Annotated in this window: 15 protein-coding genes; 8 read left to right on the top strand and 7 right to left on the bottom strand. The window is 69.9% G+C overall.

Annotated elements, in window-relative coordinates:
• The first annotated feature begins 63 nt into the window (after positions 1 to 63).
• Genes ACFVH0_RS14820 through ACFVH0_RS14800 form a run of 5 tightly spaced genes read left to right on the top strand, consistent with a single transcriptional unit; the run spans position 64 to position 5,978 of the window.
• Complete coding sequence (locus ACFVH0_RS14820) at positions 64 to 1,149, top strand: ABC transporter substrate-binding protein (protein ID WP_385820087.1); 1,086 nt, start codon at positions 64 to 66, stop codon at positions 1,147 to 1,149.
• Between the two features lie 47 nt (positions 1,150 to 1,196).
• Positions 1,197 to 2,864 carry a sugar ABC transporter ATP-binding protein gene (locus ACFVH0_RS14815; protein ID WP_385820085.1) on the top strand — a complete coding sequence of 556 codons (1,668 nt, stop codon included), beginning with the start codon at positions 1,197 to 1,199 and terminating at the stop codon, positions 2,862 to 2,864.
• Positions 2,861 to 3,835, top strand: coding sequence for an ABC transporter permease (locus ACFVH0_RS14810; RefSeq protein ID WP_385820083.1), 975 nt, complete (start codon positions 2,861 to 2,863; stop codon positions 3,833 to 3,835). The genes ACFVH0_RS14815 and ACFVH0_RS14810 overlap by 4 nt, the downstream gene beginning before the upstream one ends.
• Positions 3,832 to 4,893, top strand: a complete 1,062-nt coding sequence (locus ACFVH0_RS14805) for an ABC transporter permease (protein WP_385820081.1) — start codon at positions 3,832 to 3,834, stop codon at positions 4,891 to 4,893. The genes ACFVH0_RS14810 and ACFVH0_RS14805 overlap by 4 nt, the downstream gene beginning before the upstream one ends.
• 53 nt (positions 4,894 to 4,946) lie before the next feature.
• Positions 4,947 to 5,978 carry a LacI family DNA-binding transcriptional regulator gene (locus ACFVH0_RS14800; RefSeq protein ID WP_385820079.1) on the top strand — a complete coding sequence of 344 codons (1,032 nt, stop codon included), beginning with the start codon at positions 4,947 to 4,949 and terminating at the stop codon, positions 5,976 to 5,978.
• Here ACFVH0_RS14800 and ACFVH0_RS14795 read toward each other — a convergent pair.
• Positions 5,971 to 8,994: a carbohydrate binding domain-containing protein gene (locus ACFVH0_RS14795; protein ID WP_385820077.1), complete on the bottom strand. Its 3,024-nt coding sequence runs from the start codon at positions 8,992 to 8,994 to the stop codon at positions 5,971 to 5,973. The genes ACFVH0_RS14800 and ACFVH0_RS14795 overlap by 8 nt on opposite strands.
• A 323-nt stretch (positions 8,995 to 9,317) precedes the next feature.
• Here ACFVH0_RS14795 and ACFVH0_RS14790 point away from each other — a divergent pair, with 323 nt between their 5' ends.
• A complete protein-coding gene (locus tag ACFVH0_RS14790) occupies positions 9,318 to 9,734 on the top strand; it encodes an acyl-CoA thioesterase (protein WP_385820075.1) in 417 nt (138 codons plus the stop codon).
• Positions 9,735 to 9,837: 103 nt separating this feature from the next.
• Entirely contained in the window at positions 9,838 to 10,218 is a 381-nt protein-coding gene (locus ACFVH0_RS14785) for an ArsR/SmtB family transcription factor (RefSeq protein ID WP_385820073.1), read from the top strand.
• A 2-nt stretch (positions 10,219 to 10,220) separates the two neighbouring features.
• Here the strand turns inward: ACFVH0_RS14785 and ACFVH0_RS14780 are convergent, their stop codons facing one another.
• Entirely contained in the window at positions 10,221 to 11,639 is a 1,419-nt protein-coding gene (locus tag ACFVH0_RS14780; RefSeq protein ID WP_385820071.1) for an FAD-dependent oxidoreductase, read from the bottom strand.
• Positions 11,640 to 11,717: 78 nt separating this feature from the next.
• Complete coding sequence (locus ACFVH0_RS14775; RefSeq protein WP_385820069.1) at positions 11,718 to 12,404, bottom strand: DUF305 domain-containing protein; 687 nt, start codon at positions 12,402 to 12,404, stop codon at positions 11,718 to 11,720.
• Between the two features lie 158 nt (positions 12,405 to 12,562).
• Between ACFVH0_RS14775 and ACFVH0_RS14770 the strand changes: the two genes are divergently transcribed.
• Entirely contained in the window at positions 12,563 to 14,053 is a 1,491-nt protein-coding gene (locus ACFVH0_RS14770; protein WP_385820067.1) for an LVIVD repeat-containing protein, read from the top strand.
• A 127-nt stretch (positions 14,054 to 14,180) separates the two neighbouring features.
• Here the strand turns inward: ACFVH0_RS14770 and ACFVH0_RS14765 are convergent, their stop codons facing one another.
• The 4 genes from ACFVH0_RS14765 to ACFVH0_RS14750 form a co-directional block, all read right to left on the bottom strand.
• On the bottom strand, positions 14,181 to 14,360 hold the full coding sequence (locus ACFVH0_RS14765) for a hypothetical protein (RefSeq protein ID WP_124719283.1): 180 nt from the start codon (positions 14,358 to 14,360) through the stop codon (positions 14,181 to 14,183).
• A 69-nt stretch (positions 14,361 to 14,429) separates the two neighbouring features.
• Positions 14,430 to 15,131 carry an HAD family hydrolase gene (locus tag ACFVH0_RS14760; protein WP_385820065.1) on the bottom strand — a complete coding sequence of 234 codons (702 nt, stop codon included), beginning with the start codon at positions 15,129 to 15,131 and terminating at the stop codon, positions 14,430 to 14,432.
• A gap of 78 nt (positions 15,132 to 15,209) precedes the next feature.
• The gene (locus ACFVH0_RS14755) at positions 15,210 to 15,908 is read right to left on the bottom strand and encodes a phosphatase PAP2 family protein (RefSeq protein ID WP_385820063.1); all 699 of its coding nucleotides are present in this window, start codon (positions 15,906 to 15,908) and stop codon (positions 15,210 to 15,212) included.
• Positions 15,909 to 15,941: 33 nt separating this feature from the next.
• A complete protein-coding gene (locus ACFVH0_RS14750; RefSeq protein WP_385820061.1) occupies positions 15,942 to 16,877 on the bottom strand; it encodes a M56 family metallopeptidase in 936 nt (311 codons plus the stop codon).
• Between the last annotated feature and the right edge of the window lie 70 nt (positions 16,878 to 16,947).

The following is a 16,947-nucleotide window of genomic DNA, read 5'->3' as shown; positions in this document are numbered from 1 at the left end:
TCAAGCCATGCCCCGACGGCCCGCCGACGAGCGTGTCGTCCTCCCGTCAAGGAGCGTCCGCGCATGATGATCCAGCGTCGATCCCGTACCCTCGCCGCGGCCTGTCTCCTCGCCGCCACCGCCATGCTGACCGCCGCCGGCTGTGCCAAGTCGGAGACCCCGGACAATGCGGGCGACGACAGCAGCCAGGCCGCGCAGGCCGCCAAGTCCCCCGGGAGCAGCTCGGGTTCCGGCTGCTCGCTCCGGACGTACGGTGCGCCGAAGCTGGATCTGAAGGACGCGGTCGTCGGCTTCTCGCAGTCGGAGAAGGAAGCCAACCCGTTCCGCATCGCCGAGACCCGGTCCATCAAGGACGAGGCCACGAAGATCGGCGTGAAGAAGCTGCTCACCACCAACGCGCAGTCCCAGCTCTCCAAGCAGATCAGCGACATCCAGGACATGCTGTCCCAGGGGGCCCGGTTCCTGATCGTCGCCCCGCTGAACTCCGACGGTCTGGAGCCCGCGTTCAAGGCGGCCGCGGCCAAGAAGGTCCCGGTGCTCACCATCGACCGCAAGGTCAACTCCACCGCCTGCAAGGACTATGTGGCCTTCCTCGGCTCCGACTTCGTGGAACAGGGCAAGCGCGCGGCGGACGCGATGATCAAGGCGACCGGCGGGAAGGGCAAGGTCGCCGTTCTTCTCGGCGCGTCCGGCAACAACGTCACCACCGACCGCACCAAGGGCTTCGTCGACCAGGTCAAGGCCCAGGCGCCCGGCCTGCGGATCGTCGCCCAGCAGACCGGCGAGTTCGCCCGCGACAAGGGCCAGCAGGTCATGGAGCAGCTCATCCAGTCCAAGCCCGACATCACCGCCGTCTACGCGGAGAACGACGAGATGGGTCTCGGTGCCGTCACCGCGCTGAAGGCCGCGGGCAGGAAGCCCGGCAAGGACGTCAAGATCGTCTCCGTGGACGGCACCCGGAATGCCGTGCAGGCCCTGGTCGACGGCGAGTACAACGCAGTCATCGAGTCGAACCCGCGCTTCGGGCCGCTCGCCTTCGCGACCGCCCAGAAGTTCTACGGCGGCGAGGAGATCCCTGAGAACGTCATCATCTCCGACCGGGCGTACGACGAGTCCAACGCCAAGGCCTCGCTCGGCGGGGCGTACTGACCGCACTCCCGCCGCACCCCCGGAACAGCGGAAGGCCGAGACCACTCATGGCGCCACCGGAAGCAGTCCCGCAGGAGCAAGAACAAGAAGAACAGGAGCAAGTGCAGGAGCAGGAACAAGAGCAGGAGCAGGAGCGGGAATCGGCGCCGGCCGCCGTTCTCGAAGCCCGCTCGGTGAGCAAGCGGTTCCCGGGCGTCATCGCGCTCGACGACGTCTCGTTCTCCCTGCGCGCCGGGGAGGCCCACGCGCTGGTGGGGGAGAACGGCGCCGGGAAATCCACCTTGATCAAGGTCCTCACCGGAGTGCACCGGCCGGACGGGGGCGAACTACGGCTGGGCGGACAACCCGTCCGGTTCGCCCGGCCGTTCGAGGCGCAGCAGGCCGGAATCTCCACGATCTACCAGGAGGTGAACCTCGTCCCGCTGATGAGCGTGGCGCGCAACATCTTCCTCGGCCGTGAGCCCAAGAACCGCATCGGCCTCATCGACTTCGCCCGGATGCACCGCGAGACCACCGAACTCCTCGACGGCTTCGGCATCCGCGTGGACCCCCGAAAGCCCCTGCACACACTCGGCATCGGCACCCAGCAGATGGTCGCCCTGGCCCGCGCCGTCTCGGTCGACGCCCAGGTCGTCATCATGGACGAACCCACCTCCTCGCTGGAGCCGCGCGAGGTCGAGACCCTCTTCCGGGTCATCGGCAGCCTGCGCGGCCAGGGCATCGCGGTCCTCTACGTGAGCCACCGCATGGACGAGCTCTACCGGATCTGCGACCGCGTCACCGTGCTCCGCGACGGCCGCCACATCCACACCGGTGACCTTGCCGGCCTCGACCGCATGCGGCTCGTCTCGATGATGCTCGGCCGCGACCTGTCCGAGGTCCGCCGTACCGGTCTCACCCGCTTCGACGGCGAAGGACACGACGCGGCACACGCGCAGGAACGCGCCCCGGCACTCACCGCGACCGGTCTCGACCGGCGTCACCAGCTCCACGGCATATCCCTGTCGTTGTACGGCGGAGAGGTGCTCGGCCTCGGCGGCCTCCTGGGCTCCGGCCGCAGCGAGACGGCGAAGGCCCTTGCCGGTGCGCTGAGCCTGGACTCCGGTGAACTCGCCGTCGGGGGACGGACATTGCGCAGACTGAGCTCGGCCGGTGCCATCCGCGCCGGGATCAGTCTGCTGCCCGAGGACCGCAAGGCCGAAGGCATCGTGCCCGGCCTCTCCGTGCGCGAGAACATCGTGCTGGCCGCCATGGACCGGCTCTCCCGCTTCGGTGTGGTCTCCCGCCGCAAGCAGGACCGCGTCGTCGACATCTTCATGCGGCGGCTGCGGATCAAGGCATCGAGCCCCGAGCAGCCGGTCGGCGAACTCTCCGGGGGCAACCAGCAGAAGGTCCTCCTCGCCCGCTGGCTCTGCCTGGAACCCAGAGTGCTGCTGCTGGACGAGCCGACCCGGGGCATCGACGTCGGCGCCAAGGCCGAGGTCCAGAGCCTCATCGACGACCTCGCCCGAGAGGGCATCGCCATCCTGCTCATCTCCTCCGACATCGAGGAACTCATCGAGGGCGCCGACCGCATCGTCGTCCTGCGCGGCGGCTCGGTGGCGGGCGAACTGGAGGGCGACGCGGTGACCGAGAGCCATCTGCTCGAAGTGCTCGCCGACCACTCACCGGCCCCCACCGGACGGGCCCCGGCCGCCCAGGAGGACCCCCGATGACCGCCCAGGCCGCCCTCCCCGCACCCACCGGCCCCCTGGCCCGGCTGCGCGACCCCGCCTGGTACCAGGAGTACGGGGTGTACGTCGCCGTGGCAGCGGTGCTGGCCTTCAACGCCCTGTTCACCGAGCACTTCATGACCGCCGACAATCTGCGCACCCAGCTCGTCCAGGTCGCCCCCGTCGTCATCGTCGCCCTGGGCATGGCTCTGGTCATCGGCACCGAGGGCATCGATCTGTCCGTGGGCTCGACGATGGCGCTCGCCACCGCACTTCTCCCGCTCTACCTCGGATACGGGCTGGTGCCCGCACTCCTCGTCGCGCTGCTCGCCGGCGCGGTCGTGGGGGCGGTCAACGGAACCCTGGTCTCGATCGTCGGGCTCCAGCCGATCGTCGCGACCCTCGCCCTGTTCGTCGGCGGACGCGGCCTCGCCCTCGTCATGGCCGACGGACAGCTCAAGCAGATCGTCAACCCGGACCTGCTCGCCCTCGGCACCGGCTCCTACCTCGGCATCCCGACGGTCGTACTGATCGCCGCGATCCTCGCCGCGGCCGTCGCCCTCCTCGTCCGGCGCACCACCTTCGGCCGCCGGATCGTCGCCGTCGGCGGCAACCGTTCCGCCGCCGCCCTCGCCGGACTGCCGGTACGGCGCGTGCTCATCGGCGTGTACGTGCTCTGCGGCGTACTGGCCGCCCTGGCCGGCATCCTCGCCACCGCCAGACTCACCGCCAGCGACCCCTCCTCGCTCGGCACCCTCATGGAACTCTCCGCCATCACGGCGGTCGTGGTCGGCGGCACACCCCTCGACGGCGGTTCCGTCCGAGTGCTCGGCACCGTCGCGGGCGCCCTGCTGATGCAACTGCTGCGCGCGACGCTCGTCAAGCACGACCTGCCCGACTCCACCGCACAGATCGCCCAGGCGGCCATCATCATCGCCGCCGTCTACGTCGCCCGGGAGCGTCGGTCCCGATGAACGAAACCACACCCGTGGCGGTGGCCCAGGTCCCGCCGCCCCGCAAACGCCCCGCAGCGGACGGAGACGGCGCACCCCGGCGAGGAGGCGGAGCCCGGCCGGCGCCCGCACGGCGGCTCGTCGAACTCCTCCGGAGCCAGGGCGTCCTGGCCGTCCTGCTGGCCGTCGTGATCACCGCGTCGTTCGTCTACCCGACGTTCGCCACCCTGGACAACGCCCGCGGTGTGACCGTGCAGGCGTCGTTCCTCGCCGTGGTCGCCCTCGGCATGACCCTGGTCATCATCAGCGGCGGGATCGACCTGTCAGTAGGCTCCGTTTTCGCCCTCGGCGGTGTGCTCGCCGCCTGGGCCTCGCAATGGGGCATCCTGCCGGCGCTGCTCGTACCGCTGCTGGTCGGTGGTGCGATCGGTCTGCTCAACGGGTTCCTGATCGCCCGTGCCGCAATGGCCCCCTTCATCGTCACCCTCGCGACCCTGCTCGCGGCACGCGGTCTGCTGCTCGCCGTTACCGACGAGGGCGCCACCACCTACCTGGTCCCCAAGGGTTCCGCCTTCGCCGAGCTCGGACAGGGCAGCGTATGGGGGTTCGGCCATCCGGTCCTGATCGCGCTGGTGCTGTTCGGCGCCGGCGGACTGCTGCTGCAGCGCACCTCGTTCGGGCAGACCCTCTTCGCCGTCGGCGGCAGCGGCGACGCGGCCACCCTGATGGGCCTGCCCGTCGCCCGTACGAAACTCCTCGTATACACGCTCAGCGGGCTGCTCGCCGGACTCGCCGGTGCACTGAACGCGGCCAGGCTCTCCTCCGGCGTCACCATCGTCGGCGTGGGCATGGAACTCGACGCGATCTCCGCCGTCGTCATCGGCGGCACCCTCCTCGTCGGGGGCGCCGGATCGGTCAGCGGCACCCTCTGGGGCGTCCTGCTGCTGGCCGTCATCCAGAACCTCATCAACCAGATCGGCTCGCTGAACTCCTCCTACCAGTCAGTGGTCAGCGGCGGGTTCCTTATCGTTGTCGTCGTGGCCCAGCGCTATCTGGCGCGCGGCCGCAGAGCCGGCTGAGCCGAGCCGACCCACCGCGCCCGAGTGCGCATCGAGCAGAGTCAGGGAGTGCCGTGGGCGTCAGCCTCAAGGACGTTGCGCAACGGGCGGGCGTGTCCATCAAGACCGTGTCGAACGTGGTGAACAACTATCAGCACGTCACACCGCAGATGCGCGCCAAGGTGCAGCAGGCCATCGACGAACTCGGCTACCGGCCGAACCTCACCGCACGCCATCTGCGCAAGGGCCGCACCGGCATCATCGCCCTCGCCGTGCCCGAGTTCGGCAACCCGTACTTCGCGGAGCTCGCGGGCGCGGTCGTCGACGCGGCCGCCCGGCACGACTACACCGTCCTGGTCGACCACACCGGCGGCCTCCGCGAGAAGGAACTCCTGGTCAGCCAGGGCTTCCGGTCCCATGTGATCGACGGACTCATCCTCAGCCCGATCCATCTGGAGACCGAGGACCTGATGGCGCGCACCGAGACCGCGCCGCTCGTCCTGCTCGGCGAGCGGGAGTACGAAGCCCCCTACGACCACATCGCCATCGACAACGTGGCCGCCTCCCGTGACGCCGTACGCCATCTCATCGACCGCGGTCACCGGCGGATCGCCTTCCTCGGCTCCCGCACCGGACGCGAACGCCAGCCCGCCCATCTGCGGCTGCGCGGCTGGCGCGAGGAAATCGCCACGTCCGGCATCGAGCCCGACGAGTCGCTGATCGTGGTCACCGACGGCTACGGACGCGAGGACGGAGCGAGGGCCATGGCCGCTCTCCTGGACCGGGGAGAGCGGCCCGACGCGGTGTTCGCGTACAACGACCTCATCGCCATCGGCGCCATGCGCACCCTCACCTCGCGCGGGCTCCGCATCCCCGAGGACGTCGCCGTGGTCGGCTTCGACAACATCGAGGAGAGCGTGTACGGGGCGACCACGCTCACCACGGTCGCCCCGGACAAGGAGGCCATCGCACGGCTCGCCGTCGACAGCCTCGTCGAACGGCTTTCCGGCAGCCCGGTGCCCGAACCCCGACGGCCCCGGCCCGGCTACCGGCTCGTCGTCCGCGAATCCACCGGCCCCGACCGAGGTACGGACCCGCCTAGTTGAGGTACGGACCCGGCGCGCCGATCCTGCCGGGTGCCGCGTTCCTCCCGCCCAGGTCGAGGACGTAGACGCGCAGATTGCCCTTGCCGGGGGCGCCGACCGAGAGCTTGCCGTCCGACACGACCCGGGTGTCCCCGGAGACTGCGTCCTTGTAGGTGCCGTTGGGGATCCCGGTGTAGTCGGCGGCGCCGGTGACGGTCACCAGCGCGAAGCTGTCGGTCCCGCTCGCGGCGTCGGTGTAGCGGCGCTTGTACGCCATCGAGCCGGTGACGCCCTCGGTGGAGTACTGGCCCATCTGGAGCGCCGGCACGGCCCGCCGGATCTCGTTGAGCCGTTGCAGATGCTTCACCAGTGGCTCGGCGAGCGTGCGGGCGACCTCACCGGTGGCCGAGGAGACCTTGCCGAAGTCGGACGCCTCGACCGTGCCGGCGAGATGGTCGCCGTAGTAGGCGCGGCCGGTGGTCGCCAGCGGGCAGCCGGGCCCGCAGTCGATCTTCCTGCCCGCCCGGAACTCGATCTCGGAGCCGTAGTACAGCGTCGGGATGCCGCGGAAGGTCCACATCAGCGACATGTTCTCGGCCCACGCGTCGGTCCCGCCCGCGTAGCGCTCACCGCTCTTGTTGGGCCCGTAGTCGTGACTGTCGACGTACACCACGTTGTAGGTGGCGTCGTTGTAACTGTCGTCGGAGTCCTTGCCGTTGTGGAAGGCGTTGCCGGCGTCACCGAAGTTCATGTGCATCCGCATGTCGATGACGTTCATGCCGGAGAACCGGCTGTGGTCCGGTGTGTGGTACGTGTTCCCGTCCAGGAAGGCGTTGGTGGAGACCGGCTGGGAACCGGTGCCCAGCTGCTCCTCGTAGTCGTACATCTCCAGCGCGGCCGCGGCGTCGTCGGCGGCGTACTCCTTGCGTTCCTTCCAGGTGAAGAACTGCGCGGAGTGATTGACCGAGCCGCGGTTCCACTTGTCGTTCACGAAGGCTCCGACCTCACCGAAGACGAAGAAGTTCTTCGCCGCCGCGGCGCCGAACCGCGAGGTGACACGTTCCTGGATGGCCGGCAGGAAGCGGCGGTTCCAGGTGGTGCGCGGAATGTGGACGGCGGTGTCGATCCGGAAGCCGTCGACGCCCATGTCGATGTACTTGTCGTAGGCGCCGATCAGGTAGTTCTGCACGGGCGCGCTCTCGGTGTTGAAGTCGGCCAGGTCCTCGTGCAGCCAGCAGCTGCGGGAGTCCTCGCCCTCCCAGTTCCCGAGCCAGCAGTTGTGGTAGTACGCCTTGGGGAACATACCCGAAGTCGGGCTGGGCCACTGGCAGTTGTACAGCCTGTAGCCCTCGGGCGAGGTCTTCCCGGTGGGCTTGCCCCAGTCCAGACAGGTGTTGCCGGACGGCTCGGCGGTGGACCAGAGATCGCCGTTGTAGTACGACTTCCCGGACTTGGGCTCGATGCTGACACCGTCGTACTCGAAGCCCTCGTTCTTCTCGTCGTAGTACCAGCTCCACTGGTCGTCCCGGACCCCGTACACCGTCGGTGTGAACAGGCCCTTGGCGCCCCAGCGCGAGGAGTGGTTGTAGACGACGTCCTGGTAGATCTTCATGCCCTTGGCGTGGGCCGCGTTGATCAGGTCCTGGTACGAGGCACCCGTGGACTCCAGCCGGCCGTCGACCTTGTAGAAGTCGTAGCCGTGATAGCCGTGGTAGTCGTAATCGGACCGGTTCAGCACGACCGGAGTGATCCAGATGGCGGAGAAGCCCAGGCCCTTGATGTAGTCGAGCTTGTTCACCAGGCCCTTGAAGTCGCCGCGGAACATGGGGTCGTCATTGGCCGCGTTGCCGGACTTGACGTGCTGGCTGCCGCCCCGGTTGTTGGAGCTGTCGCCGTCCTCGAACCGGGCGGTGAGCACGAAGTAGATCGGATCCTTGCGCGGGTCGGTGCCCAGTGGTTTCCCGGCGGCCGGGGTGGCGGGCATCTCCCCGGTGGTGGCGGTGGCGGCGGCCGACGCCGTGGACACGTTGCCTGCCGCGTCCACGGCCTTCACCGTGTAGCTGTAGGCGGTCCGCTCCTCCAGGTTCGCGTCGGAGAGGACCGTGGAGGAGACGTCGGTGACCACCGTGCCCTTGGTGCCGCCGGTCCGGGTCACCTGGTACCCGGTGACCCCGCGGTCGTCGGTGGACTGCTCCCAGGCCAGCACGATCGACACCCCGTCGGCGTCGGCCTTCACCTTCGCCGGTGCGGTCGGCGCCCGGGTGTCGGCCGGTTCGGCGGCGCAGGGGTCATCGGCGCCGGAGGTGACGACCTTGTCGTCGACCGTGGAAACACCGGCCCGGATCGTGTAGTCGCTGCCGTTGTTGTTGTCCCAGACCCCGTTTCCGTTGTTGAACGCGGCCCGCAGGGAGGTGGCGCCGCCGAGGTCGACGGACCACTTCATCCAACCCGTGCACGCCGCCATCATGCCCACGCCCGGCACGGCGGTCCACGATCCGCCGGCCGGCTGGTAGTGGATGTTGACGGTGGACCAGCCGACGGTGGTCGTCGAGTAGTAGACCGAAGCGGTGTTGGTTCTGGTGTCGGTGGGGGAGGGCGAAGGGCCGGGGCCGCTGCCGGCGCACGGGTCGCTGTGGGCCACGACCCCGTCCTTGACGGTGATGTCGCCGGTGCCCAGCGCGTAGTTCTTCCCGGCGTTGCTGTCCCAGGTCCCCGAGCCGTTGTTGAAGGTCGCGGCCAGCCCGGACGCACTGCCCAGGCTCACGGTCTTCTTCACCCAGTCGGTGCAGGCGGCCTCCATCCGTACTCCGGGCACGGTCGTCCATGAACCGCCGTCGGGCGCGTAATGCAGGTCGTACGCCGACCAGTTCCTGGTCTTCGTGTAGTAGAAGACCGTCGCGGTGTTCTCCGCAGCCGCGGCGGGGGAGGGGGACGGAGCGGTGGTCTCCGGTACGGCGGTGAGGAGTCCCAGAAGCCCGGCGGCCGCCAGGGCTGCCACCGACGGGCGTCTCAGCACGGAGCGTGCGGTGCGTCTCATTCGTGTCTCCAGGGGAGGGCCACGGCCGACAGACCGCGGCAGCCGACAGCGCAGGCGATCGACGACCACCTGCGAGGTCCCGCCGGAGAACCCGGACGCGCCTCGGGGTTCGGGCGAGCAGTTCATTCCGACCGCTCCGGAAAGCAATATCTGCCGGAATTTTGCTGCAATCTTTTGCAATGAGGAAGTTACCTGGGCATGACAGGCACGTAAAGGGGTGCGGCACAGGCACGTAAAGGGGTGCGGCGCGGGCGGCGTTACGCGTGTGGGTGGTGGTGCGGATGCGCGGGAATGGCGGAATCCGCCCCGGGGTTGGGACGTTCATGACCTTTTCCGTCGACGTGACCGTCCGGGGCTATGAGCTCGACACCCAGGGACACCTGAACCAGGCCGTCTATCTCCAGTACGCCGAGCACGCCCGCTGGGAACTCCTGCGCGCCGCCGGTCTGCCGCAGGACAAACTGCTGGCCAGTGGCGTCGGGCCGGTCGCGCTGGAGGTGACGGTGAAGTTCCTGCGGGAGCTCCGGGGCGGCGACCGGGTGCGGGTGACCTGCCGGTTCGTGTACGGCGAGGGGAAGACGTTCACGATCGCGCAGCAGATCCTCAGGGAGGACGGCACCGTCGCGGCGGAGGTCACGGGCGTGGCGGGCATGCTCGACCTGTCGGCCCGCAGGCTGATCGCCGACCCGGCCGGACATCTCGCGGCGCTCGCCGACAATCCGGAGCTGCTCAAGGGGTGACGGGCGGCGGCCGCGACTGCGGCCGGTCCTGTCCGGTGCGTGTGGAACTTCGATGAGTCTCGTATTATGGAGGATCCGAGCAACCCCAGGAACTGGAGCCGACGTGACCCCCGCCAGCGCCCCTGCCGCGAGCACCGCCGAGGCGGGCGGCCGCGTCCTCGACCACCCCGCGCTGGACGAGATCCGCATCGAAGGGGTGCTTCACGCACTCTCCGACCCGATGCGGCTGCGCATCGTCCGTGAGCTGGCCGCCGCCGAAGGCGAACTCACCTGCTCCCGCTTCGAACTGCCGGTCTCCAAATCCACCTCCACGCACCACTTCCGGGTGCTGCGCGAGAGCGGGATCATCCAGCAGATCTACCGGGGCACGGCCAAGATGAACGGGCTGCGGCGGGACGACCTGGAGGCGCTGTTCCCCGGGCTCCTCGACAGCGTCCTCGGCGCGGCGAACCGGCAGGTCCGGCGCGTCGGCGAGGACCGGTAGCCTCACCCCTCGTCGTGGCCGCCACCCCGGGCGGCGCTCAGCAGCCCCGCCCAGTCCGGGATCTTCACCCGCTCCCGGCCCAGCGACCGGCCGAGCGCCGCCTCCGCCCGCTCGATGGACAGCCAGCCGTCCCATTCCACCGGACGCAGCCCGTACGCCCGCAGCGCGGCCACCGGGTCGGATGCCGACCGGTGCCCGGCGAGCAGCGGGGCGTCGTCGAGCAGCGAAGCCACTGTCTCCTTCGCGCACGACCGGTTCGAGCCGATCACCCCGGTCGGCCCCCGCTTGATCCACCCGGCCACGTACTCCCCGGGCGACGGCACCCCGTCCCGCAGCACCCGCCCCGCCGAGTGCGGCACCGTCCCGCGCACCGGGTCGAAGGGCAGACCGGGCAGCGGGATCCCCCGGTAGCCGACCGCCCGCAGCACGAGCTGGGCGCCGATGTCCTCGTACCTGCCGGCGTCCCGCACACCCCCGCTGCCGTCCGGCACGGTCCGGGCGAACCGCACCCCGGCCACCCGGCCGTCCCGTTCCAGCAGTTCCACGGGGCGCAGGAAGAACCGCAGGTGGATGGTGCGCACCGGATGCCCGCCGGGGTCCGCGCCCCCGCTGCCGGCCGCGGCCCATCCGCGCAGGACCTCGACATTGCGCCGCGCCGCCGCCGTCGGGAGCGGCGCGTTCGGCGGTGAGGACAGCGCGGGGCCCCGCTGGGCGGACGGATCGGCGTACGCCGGGTCGAGGGCGAGCTCCGCCTCGTCCACCATGACCCGGGCCCGCGGCAGACCGCCCAGCTCGCGCAGTTCCTTGGTGGTGAACCTGGCCTGTGACGGTCCGCGTCTGCCCGTCATGTGGATCTCGCGCACCAGGCTGCCGCTCAGTGTGCCGAGCGCACCGTGCGGCACATCGGTGGGGCGCAGCTCCTGGGCGCTCCGTGCGAGGATCCGCGCCACGTCCACCGCCACGTTGCCGACCCCGATCACCACGACCGAACGGGCCCGCAGCGCGAAGCCGCCGGCCGCCGCGTCGGGATGCGCGCTGTACCAGGAGACGAACTCGGTGGCGGAGAAGCTGCCGGGCAGCTCCTCGCCGGGGATGGCGAGCGGCCGGTCGGTCGCGGCTCCGACGCAGTAGACCACCGCGTCGTAGAGCTCGCCGAGCCGTGCGGGCGGAATCCCGTCGCCACCCACCTCGACGTTCCCGAGGAAGGTGATCCGTTCGTGTTCCAGCACGGTCCGCAGACTGTTCTGCAGGGACTTGATCTTCTCGTGGTCCGGGGCGACGCCGTAACGAACCAGGCCGTACGGGCAGGGGAGCCGGTCCAGCACATGGACCCGGACATCGGGCACCCGGTCCTGCGCGACCAGGGCCTGGGCGGTGTAGACACCGCTGGGACCGGAGCCGATGACGGCGACACGGAGCACGGCGCACCCCTTCCCGGAGGATGCCTCCAGCATGGCACCGGCGGGCGGAGCGGGGGAGAGGCGCGCCGTGCGCCGCCGTCAGGACGACATGGTGCGCATCCGGTTGATCTCCACCGTCTGCTGCGCGACGACGTCCCCGGCCATCTCCTCGATCTGCACGTTGTTCCCCTCCGCGAGCACCTCCGTCGCCATGGTGATCGCCCCCTGGTGGTGGGTGATCATCAATTTCAGGAAGAGCTTGTCGAAGGCCGCGTCGTCCGCCTCGCGCAACTGCTTCAGCTGTGCCTCGGTCGCCATCCCGGGCATCGCCGAGTGGTCGTGTGCGGTTCGGCGCTTCGCTCCGCCGTTGTGTGTGAGCCACCCCTCCATGGCGCCGATCTCCGGCTTCTGGCTTGCGGTGATGCGCTCGGCGAGCCGTTTGACCGGGGAGGAGCCGGAACGCGACGGCACGAGCCCGGTCAACTCCAGTGCCTGGGCGTGGTGTTGGATCATCATCTGCGCATAGCGGTAGTCGGCGGAGTTGGGGGTGTCGTCCCCGGCGGCCTTCGCGGCCTCCTCGGCGGAGAGGGTCCGTGCGGGCTCGCCCGGCTTTCCGGGAGCCACCACCGAAGGCCCCCCGCCCGGCTGGGCCTTCGTACGGCTTCCACCGTCCCCCGCATCGCACGAGGCGAGGGCGAGAACGGCCGAGACGGCCATCGCGACGAGAAGGGATCTGCGTACACACATGGTCTGACGGCGGATCAACAAGTGGACCTCCATGGCCATATGGGTTGGCTGCCGACCGTCCTAACACGCTTTTGCACGGCAGCGATCAGAAACTTTCGTTACGTCTCTGTTGCCATCTGTTGGGATCACCATGACAGGGACGATACTGCCGAGGTCCGTGAACCGTTCAACTACGTTCGGATGCATGGGAGGACGCAGTGATTTCGTTGCACACGAGCCCGGTGCGGCGCAGACGCCTGGGCGTGGCGACGGCAGCCGCCGGCCTGCTGGCCACGTTGCTGATGGCCGGACCCGCGGCCGCGACGCCCGACCCCGGTGACCGGGGAGCGGCCCGGACGGGAGTCTCCGCCGCGCAGGAGGCCGAAGCCGCGGCCGCCATCAGGAGCGGCGAGATACCCGGCGTGGACGAGATCGTCCACAGCTCCAACATCACTCATCTGGCCAACGTTCCGAAGGACGCGCTCAAGGGCCTCAACACGGACCTGGCCTTCCAGGGCAAGTACGCCTTCGCCGGAAACTACGACGGCTTCCGGATCTTCGACATCAGCAACCCCAGGTCCCCGAGAACGGTCTCGCAGGTCCTGTGCCCCGGCTCGCAGAACGACATCTCGGTCTCGGGAGATCTGCTCTTCCTGTCCACCGACTCCTCGCGCAGCGACAACTCCTGCACCAGCACCACCCAGCCCGCCACGGAGAAGTCCTCCTGGGAGGGCATGAAGGTCTTCGACATCAGCGACAAGCGCAACCCGAAGTACGTCGCCGCCGTCGAGACCGCGTGCGGATCGCACACCCACACACTGGTCCCCGAGCGCAAGAACGTGTACGTGTACGTCTCCTCGTACTCGCCGAGCGCGACGTTCCCCGACTGTCAGCCGCCGCACGACGGGATCTCCGTCATCAAGGTGCCGCGCAACGCGCCCGAGAAGGCCGCGGTCGTGAACTTCCCGGTGCTCTTCCCGGACGGCGGCAATCCCGGTGCTCCGGACAACCCGGGCGTCTCCAGGACCACCGGCTGCCACGACATCACCGTGCTGCCCTCGAAGGACCTGGCCGCCGGTGCCTGCATGGGCGACGGTCTGCTGTTCTCCATCAAGGACCCGGAGAACCCGAAGATCATCGACCGGGTGCAGGACAACGTGAACTTCGCGTTCTGGCACTCGGCGACGTTCAACCAGACCACGGACAAGGTCGTCTTCACCGATGAGCTCGGCGGCGGTGGCGCGGCCACCTGCAACGAGGAGATCGGTCCGAAGCGCGGCGCCAACGGCATCTACGACATCGTCGGCAGGGGCGACCACCGCAAGCTGGTCTTCCGCAGCTACTTCAAGATCGACCGCCCGCAGGCCGACACCGAGGTCTGTGTCGCCCACAACGGCTCGATCATCCCGGTCAAGGGCCGCGACCTGATGGTCCAGGCCTGGTACCAGGGCGGAGTGTCGGTGTGGGACTTCACCGACTCGTCGAAGCCGAAGGAGATCGGCTACTTCGAGCGCGGCCCGGTCACCACCGACACCGTCACCACGGCCGGCCCCTGGTCGGCGTACTACTACAACGGCTACATCTACTCCAACGACATCGCCAAGGGCTTCGACGTCCTGAAGCTCGACGACCGGCGCACCGACCCGGCCGAGCGGGTACGGCTGGACGAGCTCAATGTCCAGACCCAGCCGGATTACTTCGGCCGCTGACCGGCGGAACCTCCGGCCGGCCGGAACCTCCGCCCGGCCGGATCCACCATGAACGCAAGGCGTCCCGCAGGGCGGATCCCCAGCCCTGCGGGACGTACGCGAGCCCGGCAGGGCAGGGTTTTGCGCGTCAGGCGGCGGACCTGGCGCCGCCGCTCGTCGCCGCGGCCCACTCCACCAGCAGACGCTGGTACTGCTCCTCGTCCTCCGGGGACAGGCAGCCGCCCGAGCGCTGCCACAGGTCACGGATCTCTTTGTTCACCACGGCGGCGGTGCGCGTGGAATCGGAGGAGCACGGTGAACGGGACATACATACAGGCTAAGGCCCCGATGTGACAATCAGACCCATTGGGCGTCAGGGACATCTCTCACATGTCTGTCAGGCAACGCCCGGCACCAGTCCGAGCGTCCGCAGTCCGTCCGGCCGCTCCGACACCGGCAGATGGCGGACGAACCGCACGTCACAGCCCAGTGCGGCGGCCCCGCCGTCCGCGTCCCGGTCGTCGCCGACCATCACCACATCCGTCGGATCCAGCCCCAGACCTGTGCAGGCCGTGTGAAATATCCGTGCATCCGGCTTCTGGACGCCGTGCTCGTAGGACAGCACATAGTCATCGATCAGGGGGTCCAGGCCGTGCGCCCGGAAGACCGGCCGCAGATCCCAGCCGATGTTGCTGACCACACCGATCCGGAGGCCGCTGTCACGCAGCGCGCCGAGCACCTCCGCCGCGTCCGGGTACGGCTGCCAGGCGGCCGGTGTGCGATGCCGCTCGTACAGCGCGTCGTACAGCCCGGGATCCGGCAGCGCCACCTGCCGGGCCAGCCCCGTGTACGCCTCCCGGTGCAGTTCCGCGCTCTCGTCACGGGTGGCCCACGCGGCGGAGAGCCGGGCGGGGACATGCCGGGGGAGCGGGCCGCCCGGCAGAGCCCCGGCGGCCTCCAGCTCGTCCGCGTACCGCTCGAAGTCGGCCCCGCCCACCGTCACCCCCCGCTCGGCGAGGACCGCGCGCAGCCAGGACCGGACGGACTCGATGCGGAAGAGAGTCCCGGAGAAGTCGAAGAGCACACCCTTGATCTGCATGGCTGCGATCCTCCCCGGCCCGGGGCGGTGCGACAAGGCCGGCCGCCCCTGGCCGGGGGACGGCCGGACGCGGCCGGCTCAGGAAGGACCGGGCGCGCGCAGCCCGCCGCGCCGCTCGTACCGGGTGAATCCGGCGATCGCGAAGCCGACCAGGGCCGCCCCCAGCAGCCAGCCGCCCAGTACGTCGCTCAGCCAGTGCACACCCAGGTAGAGGCGGGTCACACCCACCCCGACGACCGAGACGCACGCCACCACCAGCGCAGCCCGCCACGACCGGGGCCCGGCCCCGTGCCGGCGCAGCAGCCAGAGCAGCAGGCCGCAGGTCACCGTCGCCGTCATCGCGTGACCGGACGGGAACGCCGCGTAATGGGCGGAGTCCACCGGGTCGGGCCACTGCGGCCGTTCCCGGCCCACCGCGGACTTCAGCCCCTGCTGCACCACGGTGCCCAGCGCGCTCGTCGCCGCCACCCACACCGCCAGCAGCCGCTCCCCGCGCCACCACAGCGCCACCACCGCCACCATGATCAGGGCGCGCATGGTCCAGGGATCCCAGGCCCAGTCGGTCAGGATCCGGTTGGCGTGGACCGGACCGGGTTCGGTCACCGCCCTGCGGTGCAGGGCATCCGCGACGGTGCGGTCCAGCGTCATCAGCGGTGACCAGCGCACGGCGACGAGGATCAGCACGACCAGCGCGAGGAGCGCGCAGAGGGCACCCGCTCCGAAGGGGGTGACACGGGGACGCGTACGGACCGGCGGGGGGAGCTGCGTGGACGGCATGGGGCGATCTTCGCGGAAGTCCGGTGGCCCTGGCTATCGCAGCGCGCTGAGCCCCGGAATGAAGGCCACCAGAAGCGGCACCACCGGCACCATCGCGGCCGCCGCGGTCAGCCGGAGCCGACGGCCCGCGGTGAGCCGGTCCGCCGGGGTCAGCAGCCGGTTCACCCGAAGCGGCAGCTGCGCGTCCGGCGCCGGGCAGGGTCCGAACACGCCCCGGTCCTCGTTGAGTTCCACCAGGGCCAGGGCGATCGTCAGCCGTCCGAAACGCTTCGACGCCACATCGTCCGCGGCCAGTTCGACCAGCCGGTGCATCTCGTCGCGGAACGCCGCGAACACCGGCACCTGCGGAAAGCCGGTCGCCAGGGCGTCGGAACAGTGCAACAGCCAGTCGTGCCGCGCGTTCGCGTGCCCCTGCTCATGGGCCAGGACCGCATCGAGCTGACGGCCTTTCAGGCGCCTGAGCGCCGTGGTGGTGATGACCAGTTGAGGCGCGGCGCCCGGCAGCCACCAGGCATCCGGGCGCTCTCCCTCCAGCACGACGAGACGGCCGCTGCCGGGCTTCTCGCCGGGCAGCAGCGGGGCCCGTACCAGCAGTTCGGCGCGCCGCTGCCTGCGACGCATCTGGGCCCGGTGGACCTCCCGGGTCAGCATCACCGCCGACCACACCCCGCCGAACGCCAGCAGCACGGCCATGGCGGCGGACCACCGGCCGTGCCCGCCCAGCGCGTACGCCTCCACCACCGCATGCGGCGCCGGGGCGAACACATGCCCGCGCACCGCCTGCCAGGCGGCGGCCGCGCTGAACGTCATGGAGAGCGCGAAGGAGAGCAGCACCCCGGCCACCACGCACTGCCACACCCACAGCGCCACGACGGGCTCGCGCTCCGGCCACCGGGCCCTGGCCATCAGCCGCGGGGTCAGGACGGCGGCCAGTGCACCGAGCAGCAGCAGTGCGAGGGAGACCAACATGACATCAGCCTATGAGGGGCGCGGCACCCACGGGTATGGCTGTGCACGGCAAGTGACGCAGACCACGGTT

Source organism: Streptomyces sp. NPDC127117, from assembly GCF_042677325.1.
Taxonomy (GTDB): Bacteria; Actinomycetota; Actinomycetes; order Streptomycetales; family Streptomycetaceae; genus Streptomyces.
This window is presented reverse-complemented; position numbering and strand designations above follow the sequence as displayed.